This window comes from Thiocapsa sp. (assembly GCF_011390875.1).
In the GTDB taxonomy this organism is placed as follows: Bacteria; Pseudomonadota; Gammaproteobacteria; order Chromatiales; family Chromatiaceae; genus Thiocapsa.
The window spans coordinates 1-8,736 of sequence record NZ_JAABRP010000195.1; the positions used below are offsets into that span (position 1 = coordinate 1).

Here is an 8,736-nt window from a genome sequence, read left to right on the forward strand (position 1 = left end):
GGCATCCGGGTTTTGGTCCAGGCCCTCGAGCGCGGCGACTATGTCGGCATCCTACCCGACCAGGAACCCAAGGCCGACAAGGGGGCAGTCTTCGCGCCTTTTTTCGGGATTCCGGCCTTTACAATGCTATTGGTCAACCGACTGACGCGCCGCACCGGCGCACCCGTGATCTTCATGTTTGCCGAGCGCTTGAGGGGTGCGCGCGGATTCAGGATGCACTGCATCGCGGCTCCGGCCGGAATCGACAGCGAGGACGACATCGAGGCGGCGAGCGCTCTCAACCAAGGGATCGAGCAGTGTGTTTCGATCTGCCCGGAGCAATACGTTTGGCCGTACAAACGCTTTAGACGGCGCCCTGACGGCGCCCCGAGCCTCTACAACGGACCGCTTTCGGATCGGCAGGCACTTGAGGAAGTGTCGCGATTACGCCGCGGCATATCGGAAGTCACCTGAGCACATCCCTGTGCTCGGATAGACGACCCCGAGATCAGGAGATCTCGCTGGTTGCGCTCTGGGTCTCGCCCATGTTGTCCGTCCAGGTGACCTCGATCGGATCCCCGGCAGCGCCGCCCGCAAACTTGAATGCCAAATAGGGGTTCTTGGACACACCGCCGCTCCAATTGGCGGTCATCACGACCTGATCCTTGGACTTGCAGACGACTTCCTGGATAAAGTGCGCCGGAACCAGCTCGCCGGTCTTGCTGTCCTTACGCAGCCCGGTTTCCATCGGGTGACTCATCAAGCACTTGACTTCGGTCTCGCCGTCTTTGAGCTTGGCGCGAATCTTGATGTCTGACATCTCTGTATACCTCGAATTTGGTGTCTATGCCGTGTCCCGCGGGGATCGATTCGATCAGCCGCCGCAGCCGCCGATGGTGACCTTCACTTCCTTGGCGTTGCTGTAGAGCTTGTCGGCAGTCTGAACCACCGCCACGACGTTGGATGTCTTGGCCATCTTGATCCGCGTGGAGACGAAGGGCAGCGCCGACTCGCCGAGGTCGAACGAGGCAATGAGCGGTGTCTGGTTCTGGTCGGCAACGATGGCGATCGACTTGACGCCTTCCATGTCCGTCTCGACGGTGACCGGTACGACTGCACCGTTCTCGGCGATATCCGGGGCCTTGATCTTGATCGCATCGTTGGTCTCGGCAGCATCCGATCCCATCAGGCTCGTCAGGGCTGTCGGCAGATCCTTCGCATGGAAGGCCGCCTCGTTCCAGCTCGCAAGAACCAGGCTGGGCGACAGCAGACCGGCGCCGACGGCGACTCCGACGGTACCGGCGGCGAGTGAACCCTTCAGCAGGATTCGACGTTTTGCATCGATCATGGAACATCTCCTATGGAGCATGGGTGGGTGGTCTGGGTTGCGGCAAGCATCACGCGTGTCGGGACGTTTCGCAGACGCCGGCGCACCGAGGACATTCCCGACGGACCGGACCGGCACGGCCCGATGCAGGCAACCGGGGTATCCTGGAAGTCGATCGACCTGAATGAAGGCGCTCGACCGAGATTCGGACGTAAAACTCGGACGCTCGAGCCCTTTTCAGCCCGATCCGACCCGCGTGGGGTATAAACGGTGAGATCCTCCACATCGTCTCGATCTTATTATAGATTCGCTTCACGGGCTGTCCGGATCAGGTCGCCCGCCGCGGTCATGCCGGACACCGGATTCAACGCGTCGGAGCGCTTTCCCGACATCGGCACCCGGGCAATGTTACCGCACTCCTACTGGACTTGGAACGCACTTCATCGCGTGCTCAAGGGCGCTGTGCGCAGGGGATTTCCGCCTCTCCTCTTCTCCTCTCGCTCCTCTTCGCGCCAGGAGTCGAGCCGGACCTGGATCTGCGCGGCATCATGATAAGGCACGTTGCGTCGACGCAATGCCATCTCGAGATGCTTGATGGCCGGCTCCAGATCCCCTTCGACATAAAGCTTCTCGGCGCGATAGCGATCGACATCGGTCTGATCGCCCGCCTTGGTGGCGGCCTGCACGATCATCTCGTAGAGCATGGCGTTGGCCGGACGCACCCGCGCCACGGCTTTCAGCTCATCGAGCGCGCCTGCATGCTGGCCCGCCGTCATGAGTGCCTCGGCGTAGGCAACGCGCAACGGCCATTGGCTCGGGAAGAGGCTTACAGCTTGCTTGAGATGCGCCAGGGCCTCCGTGCCCTTGCCGAGTGCTTGGTCGAGCTCGGCATCCAGGACGATGAACTCGGCCTGGCTCGGGTGGGCCTCGAGCAGCGTGTCGCTCTCGCGCTTGGCGTCGGCGAAGCGCCGTGCCCGCTGCAAGGCCAAGGCGTACCCGTAGCGCTCGGCAAGCTCTTGGCGATAACGGCCTTCGCGCAAGGTGCCCTGAAAGTGCGCCACCGACTGCTCGGCACGCCGGTAGGAACGCTCGCGCAGCTTCGCGCGCGTCAACTGAAACCGCAAACTGTCGGCCCGCTGCCGCGCACCGAAGGCCTCGGCCCGACCGAGCGAGTCCGAGATCCGGTCAGCCGTCACCGGATGCGTTCGCAGAAATTCCGGGGCGTTGGACTCGTAGACGCGGGTCGCCTTGGCGAGCCGTTCGAAGAATCCGGCCATCGCAAAGGGGTCGTGTCCGGCACCGGCCAGTGTCTGGATCCCGATCCGATCGGCCTCCTTCTCGTTGTCGCGGGTGAAGTTGATTCGGCGCTGGAGCGCGGCGGCCTGCACGCCCGCGATCGCCGCGGCACCCGCATCGGGCGAGACCTGCGCGCCGAGGACGGCCGCGGCGATCAGCAAGGCCGTCGTCGGGAGGCTGAGCTTGCTCTGGTCCTCAAAGGAGCGCATCAAATGGCGCTGGGTGACATGGGCAATTTCATGCGCCATCACGGCCGCGAGCTCGCTCTCGGTTTCCGCCGCCAGGATCAGTCCGCCGTAGACGCCGATATACCCGCCCGGACCCGCGAAGGCATTCACGACCGGCTCGTCGATCAGGAAGAATGTGAAATTGCCCCCGGCGGTCCGATCGGCCTCGACCAGTGCTGTCCCCAAGGACTCGATATAGCTGGTGGCGAGCGGATCGTCCAGGACGGGCAAGGCGTTGCGCACACTGCGCATGAAGAGCTTGCCGAGCCGCGCCTCGGCGGACTGGGTCATCATGCTGTCCGAGGAGCTGCCCATATCGGGAAGGCTGTAGGCATCGGCCGACACCGACGCGGACACCACCGCCGAGAACGCAAGCACGCCCAGCGCCAACCGCCGACACCGATCGCTAAACATTCGGATCATCATGGTTTGATGAGACGCAATGCGCACCTCGTAGTTCCTGAAAGCGCGCACCATGCCCTACCCCTCGCCGATCTCGGCAGCAGCCACTCGAACGCACCACACGGCCGTCGTGCCGGGACCGCCTTCGAAGACCTTAAACCGCCTAAACCGCATCGCGCCGAGGGCATTGATCCCGCCATCGCGCCGATCCACCTCGAAACAGCCAAGAGTCCTCCTGACGCGGTTTAGTTGAGCTGGATGCGCTGCCCCCACGGCACCGTTCCCCGTCCCTTCACCAGCCAGATCACCGGAAACGCCGGCTCGCCCGGCGGAAACTCGCCTTGGGCGTCGGTGAAGTAGACCAGCAGATCCGGGCGGATGTCCTCGCGGTCGATCCACTGAAAGACCGGTCGGAAGCTCGTACCCCCGCCCCCGCGGATCGCCTCCGGCAGCCGCAAGCTCTCCCAAGGCTCGAACCGAAAGGGTGCACCTTCACACAAGGCCGCATCGCAGGGCAAGAGGGTCACGCGAGCGCGCACTTGGCCCTTGAGCGCATCGATCTCGCCGATAAACTCCTCGAGCTCCGCCGCCTTGATCGAGCCCGAGGTGTCGACGGCCACGACAACGTCCGTCTGATGGCTCCGCAGGCTCGGCATGATGAAGTCGCCCGCGCGACGCGAGGGGCGCGCGTAGCTGTAGTCGTCGCGCGAGACGGCCGTCATGTAGCGGGCCAGCAGCATCCGCCAGGGCAGGCGCGGCTGCAAAAGATGGGCGATCATGCGCGCCATCTCGCCGCCGAACTTGCCGGCCTGCTGCGCCTGTTGAGCCGCCCCGGCGAGCCGCTGCTGCCATTGCACCGAGAGGGTCTCCTGCTCGTCCGGGGTCAGGGGCTCGGGTTCGCCGGGACCGCCGCCTGACCCGTCGGCTTGGCTCGGTTGCGCCGAGCGTGGGGCCCCCGGCCCTGAATCGGACTCGCCCTGCTGCGATTGCGCCTGTTCCGGCTGGCGATCGAGATCCTTCTCGCTTGCACCGGATCGGCTGCCGCCCTGCTGGTTTTCGCGATCGTAGGCGTGCGTGTCCAGGGTCTCGGACTCATCGTTGTCGTCGATGAGCGGATAGATCTCCTCGGCGGTCATGCCCTTGTAGGTCGGCATCACCAAGGCGTTCGGCGGCGGCTTCAGACCCTCGCCGATCAAGAGCGGGTTGATGGCGTAGTCGCAGGCGAGATCCCACTTGTGCTTCACGCGATGCTGTCGCCGCGCAAAATGCGACAGCGCACAATGCAGGGCCTCGTGCGCGAGCATGAACTGGGTCTGGTCGAGGCTTAGGCTCGCGATGTATTCGGGGTTGTAGTAGAAGGCGCGCGCATCGGTGGCCGTGGTCGGGCACCAATCGGGGTTCGACGCATGCATCGGCAAGCGCAGCACCAAGGCCCCGAGAAAGGGCTTGTCCAGGATCAAGCGCGTGCGGGCGGCCGCGAGCTTGGTCTCGATCGCACGCCGCTCGGCATCGGATGCGCCAGCGCTGCCCGAGCTGCCGACACCGCTACTCATAAAGCATCACGTCGGCGACGACCGCAGCCCAATCGGCGAAGGCCGGCACCTCGAAAAGGCTGTTGCCGACCGCACGATGCAGGTCCGACACCAGCATGACACCCATCTCGCGCTGCGGAAAACGACCCGCATAGGCGAGAATATTGCCGATCACCCGGTCCTTGTCCGGCTCCGCCTGCGCGCGGATGGCACGCCCGACCAGGGCAGCGGCCACGGCGTACTGGAGATCGATCTCGCGCGGCACGGGCACGACATCCCCCGCCAGGATGGCATCCAGATCGGGCATCTGATCCAGGCTGTCGACGAAGGCGGCAATCTCGATCCCCGCCGCCGGACCGACGCAGCCCTGCAAGGTACCCTGCAGCAGCTCGGGGATGTCCTCGAACTTCTTCAGGCAGCGGTGCGCGAACTCCCAGGAGCGCGGTGAGGGGAACGCGACCGGATTGTGTGCAGGATCGAAATCGAACAACAACTCCGGGCGGAAACGCAGAAAGCCGATCACGCGCTCGTCGATGCCCTGTGCATAAGCCCAGGCGACCCAATCGTCCAGGTGGGTCTCGACCTCGAAGTGCGAGAAGCGGTTGGCCAGCGGCGCGGGCATGCTGTAGGTCACGCCGCGATCGCCCTGGCGATTGCCGGCGGCGAAGATCGCCCACCGGCGGGGAACGCCATATTCGCCGAGTCGGCGATCCAGGATCAACTGATAAGCCGCTGCAGACACAGCCGGGGGCGCCGAGGTGATCTCGTCGAGGAAGAGGATCCCTGCCGGCCCGTGGCGCTCTGCATCGGGCAGGATGGCGGGTATCGCCCACTCCACCCGATCCCCGGCGCGGAACGGGATCCCGCGCAGATCGCTCGGCTCCATCTGCGAGAGGCGGATATCGATCATGGGCACCCGGTGACGCTCGGCGATCTGCGCCACCATCTGCGACTTACCGACCCCCGGAGGGCCCCAGAGCATGACAGGGGTATGATGACCTTCCGCGGTACTCGAAAACTCGCGTTCGAGGACACGGAGCAACTGAGCTGGACGCATAGCGGGTCGTCTTCCTGGTGGTTTTGATACGAAGGGGCCTCATCCATGGGGCCCGCGGCGAAGCCGGCCCGATATCGTGTGACCGCCGTCATTCAGTCCAGATGAGAGTGGGTTTTCGTGCTCGGCTTCACAAGGCGACGCCCGGACGCGATGCAATGCGTGCTCGGTCGGGTGCGCGATCGCCTTGTCACACATAAGAAAAACGCTGTATTCTTATAGCCCTTCTCGCCCCTCATGACCATGTGGGTCGTGCGGTCAAGGCTCCATACGAGACTCGAGAGAGGACCCGAGGGTCCGGGTCGACGCACCCGAATCCACGTTGCCGATAAGATTAAGGTTTTTGAAGGCGAGGCCTTTCCAAGGCGACCCTTCCTCAACGATAAGAGCCCGGAGAGCGGACATGAACCAGTTCTATTACGACGCTGTAACCAAGATGGAACAACTCGGTGTCGACGACGAGTACATCCAAGGCTGGCAGTGCGGCTTCCTCCAGAATCCGAAGCGCGAAGAGCAGCGCCTCACCGAGGCCTACGAGGCCGGCTACGGGGACGGCGAAGAGAAGAACACCGACAACTTCGGGGATTGGGTCAAGGCCTGAGCCCGAGACGAAAGAGCGATAAGGCGGGGCAACCCGCCTTTTTTGTGTCTGCTCGCCAATCATCGCGAGGCTGCGGACCATCACGAGGGTCGAGCGCCCCCGGCTGCAAGCGGCCCCTGTCGCGCTTGATCTACCTCCGACTGGCGTAAAACTGACCGAGTGCGTACAGATCCGCATCCGAGAACCCGACCAGTGACTCGCGCATCTTGGTAGGCTGCGGGATCGAATCGGGCCGGTCGCGGTAGGTCAAAAGCTGGAATACCAAATAGTCCGGCCACTGACCTGCGATCCGCGGGGTATCGCGGTCCTGGTATCGCCCCTCTTCCTCGTGGCACTCGGCGCACGCCTCATCATGCAGACGTTTGCCGTCGGCGACTGCGACGGGGTCCAACCGCGCGTCGGCACTCTGCCAAGATTGCTCGGCATAGTAGCTAGCCAGCTGGCGGATCTGACCGGCGGTGTAGCCCTTCATGATGCGATCCATGATGGTGGGTGCACGCTCGCCGTTGCGATATTCTTGGAGGACGCGGATCAGGAATTGGCGGTCGAAGCCGGCGAAGCTCGGCGATGCGGGCCCTGCACTGACCCCGTTCAGACCGTGGCAACCGTTGCAGTGCGCGGCCAATGCCTGCCGTTCGGGAGCTGCGGCCGAAACCGCACCTATTCCGAAACAGCAGAGCACAAGCGGAAATGCAAGGCGGCAAACCCGCAATCGGGGTCTGAACCACCTTGCCCGGCAGGTCACTTCTGAAGGGCCAGCCAGGTCGCGATCTTCTGAAGCTCGGGCTGGGTCGGCGGTGCATCACAGGACTGACTGTAGGCGACAGCCGAATGCATCAGCTTCGCCTCTTCCGACTCGCCCTCGCCACGCAGGATCTTCTGGGCCCGTTCCAGGATCTCGTCTGCTTCCAGACCACCGATCTTGGGGACCAGCTTGCTGCTGGGGTCCTTCCCCGCAGTGCCGTGACAGTTCACGCAGCCGTGATAGGTGAACAACTGCTCGCCCTGCAGATCAGGGCGATCCGTCGACCAAGTGAAAGGCGAGGCCGTGAGCAGGGTGACGGCAAACACCGCCGGCAGCAAGATGTTCTGGGACATGGATGCGGCTCCTCTCTCTGATTTGAACTCTCGATCGATTCGCGGTACACGTACCGCACGATCTAAGCCAGACCGTATTAGAAGCGTAGACGACGACAAATTAGAAACCAACCTAATAAATCGGGAATATTCCCATCCGGATGAAGAAGATCGACACCTACCCTGCTCGCCGCAGGGTCTGCAGCGGCGGGCGAATCAGCAGCGGGTATGTGGCCAAGGTCCCGGCGACCCCGATCAGTGCCCCTGAACCGAAGACGCCGATGAGCCAGAGCGTCGGGTTGAAGCTGAAGGTCAGGCCGAACAGTTGCTCGGCCAGAAGCCAGCCGGTCAGCTCGGCGAAGACGGAGGCGAGCGCGCCCGCCAGGATGCCGGCCGCGGTGAACTCCACGGCCAGACTGGTCAGCAGCGCCCGGCGGCCGGTGCCGAGGGTGCGCAGGATACCGTGCTCGAGACGGCGCTCTTCAAGGCTGGCCTGGATGCCGGCGTACATGACCAAGATCCCGGCTGCGAGAGTGAAGAGGAAGACGTATTCCACCGCCATGACGCCGCGATCGACCACCTGACGGACCTGGGTCAGCAGGGCGTCGACGTCGAGCAGCGTTACGCTCGGGAAGCGCTTGACCAGCTCCGGGATCACCGACTCGCGCTCCTCGGGCAGGTAAAAGCTGGTGATGTAGGTCGCGGGCTCGGACCCGAGGAGCGCGGGAGAGGAGATGACGAAAAAGTTCACGTTGAAGCTGTCCCACTGGACTTCGCGCAGGCTGGTCACGGGCGCACTCACCTCGCGCCCGGAGACCAGGAAAGCGATCTCGTCGCCCAAGGCGATGCCGAGCGTCTCGGCGATGCCCTCCTCCACCGAGAACTCCGGGGGTGCATCCGCGCCCGACCACCAAGCACCGGCGACGATGCGGTTGTCGGATTGCAGGTCTGCGCCCTGGCTCAGGTTGAACTCGCGCGAGGCGAGCTGCTCGGCACGCGGATTCTCGAAGTCGGACGGGACGATCTCGCGGTCGTTGATCCGCACCAGTCGGCCGCGGATCATCGGATAGATGGCCGACTCGCCCAGCCCCCCTTCGCGCAGGAACCGGCCAAGCGGCTCGACATCCTGCGGCTGAATGTTGATCAGAAAGTGGTTCGGCGCACCTTCGGGCAAGGTCTCCTGCCAGGCCTCTAGCAAATCGACGCGCACCACGGCCAGGAGCAGCAAGGCCAGGATGCCG

Annotated in this window: 9 protein-coding genes and 1 pseudogene; 2 read left to right on the forward strand and 8 right to left on the reverse strand. The window is 63.9% G+C overall.

Going from position 1 to position 8,736, the window contains the following annotated elements; translation table 11 throughout:
* Window positions 1-453: pseudogene (locus GPT33_RS14685) on the forward strand (lipid A biosynthesis acyltransferase); the annotation flags it as partial.
* 34 nt (window positions 454-487) lie between these two features.
* Here the strand turns inward: GPT33_RS14685 and soxZ are convergent.
* From soxZ to GPT33_RS14710, 5 genes are all read right to left on the reverse strand, one after another.
* Window positions 488-799 (reverse strand): thiosulfate oxidation carrier complex protein SoxZ, encoded by a 312-nt coding sequence (soxZ, locus tag GPT33_RS14690; protein WP_232406544.1) that lies wholly within the window; start codon window positions 797-799, stop codon window positions 488-490.
* A gap of 54 nt (window positions 800-853) precedes the next feature.
* Window positions 854-1,327: a thiosulfate oxidation carrier protein SoxY gene (gene soxY / locus GPT33_RS14695; RefSeq protein ID WP_296810204.1), complete on the reverse strand. Its 474-nt coding sequence runs from the start codon at window positions 1,325-1,327 to the stop codon at window positions 854-856.
* A 419-nt stretch (window positions 1,328-1,746) separates the two neighbouring features.
* Window positions 1,747-3,243: a M48 family metalloprotease gene (locus GPT33_RS14700; RefSeq protein WP_363929390.1), complete on the reverse strand. Its 1,497-nt coding sequence runs from the start codon at window positions 3,241-3,243 to the stop codon at window positions 1,747-1,749.
* A 233-nt stretch (window positions 3,244-3,476) separates the two neighbouring features.
* A complete protein-coding gene (locus tag GPT33_RS14705; RefSeq protein ID WP_296810205.1) occupies window positions 3,477-4,784 on the reverse strand; it encodes a VWA-like domain-containing protein in 1,308 nt (435 codons plus the stop codon).
* Window positions 4,777-5,820 (reverse strand): AAA family ATPase, encoded by a 1,044-nt coding sequence (locus GPT33_RS14710; protein WP_296810206.1) that lies wholly within the window; start codon window positions 5,818-5,820, stop codon window positions 4,777-4,779. The genes GPT33_RS14705 and GPT33_RS14710 overlap by 8 nt, the downstream gene beginning before the upstream one ends.
* Window positions 5,821-6,220: 400 nt before the next feature.
* On the opposite strand from GPT33_RS14710, the gene GPT33_RS14715 reads away from it, so the two are divergent.
* Window positions 6,221-6,418, forward strand: a complete 198-nt coding sequence (locus tag GPT33_RS14715; RefSeq protein WP_093031698.1) for a hypothetical protein — start codon at window positions 6,221-6,223, stop codon at window positions 6,416-6,418.
* Between the two features lie 130 nt (window positions 6,419-6,548).
* On the opposite strand, the gene GPT33_RS14720 is transcribed toward GPT33_RS14715, so the two are convergent.
* From GPT33_RS14720 to GPT33_RS14730, 3 genes are all read right to left on the reverse strand, one after another.
* Complete coding sequence (locus GPT33_RS14720) at window positions 6,549-7,043, reverse strand: c-type cytochrome (RefSeq protein WP_296810208.1); 495 nt, start codon at window positions 7,041-7,043, stop codon at window positions 6,549-6,551.
* Window positions 7,044-7,159: 116 nt separating this feature from the next.
* On the reverse strand, window positions 7,160-7,516 hold the full coding sequence (locus GPT33_RS14725) for a c-type cytochrome (RefSeq protein WP_296810209.1): 357 nt from the start codon (window positions 7,514-7,516) through the stop codon (window positions 7,160-7,162).
* 157 nt (window positions 7,517-7,673) lie between these two features.
* Window positions 7,674-8,736: FtsX-like permease family protein (locus GPT33_RS14730; RefSeq protein ID WP_363929391.1), on the reverse strand; the 1,063-nt coding region annotated here is incomplete at its 5' end.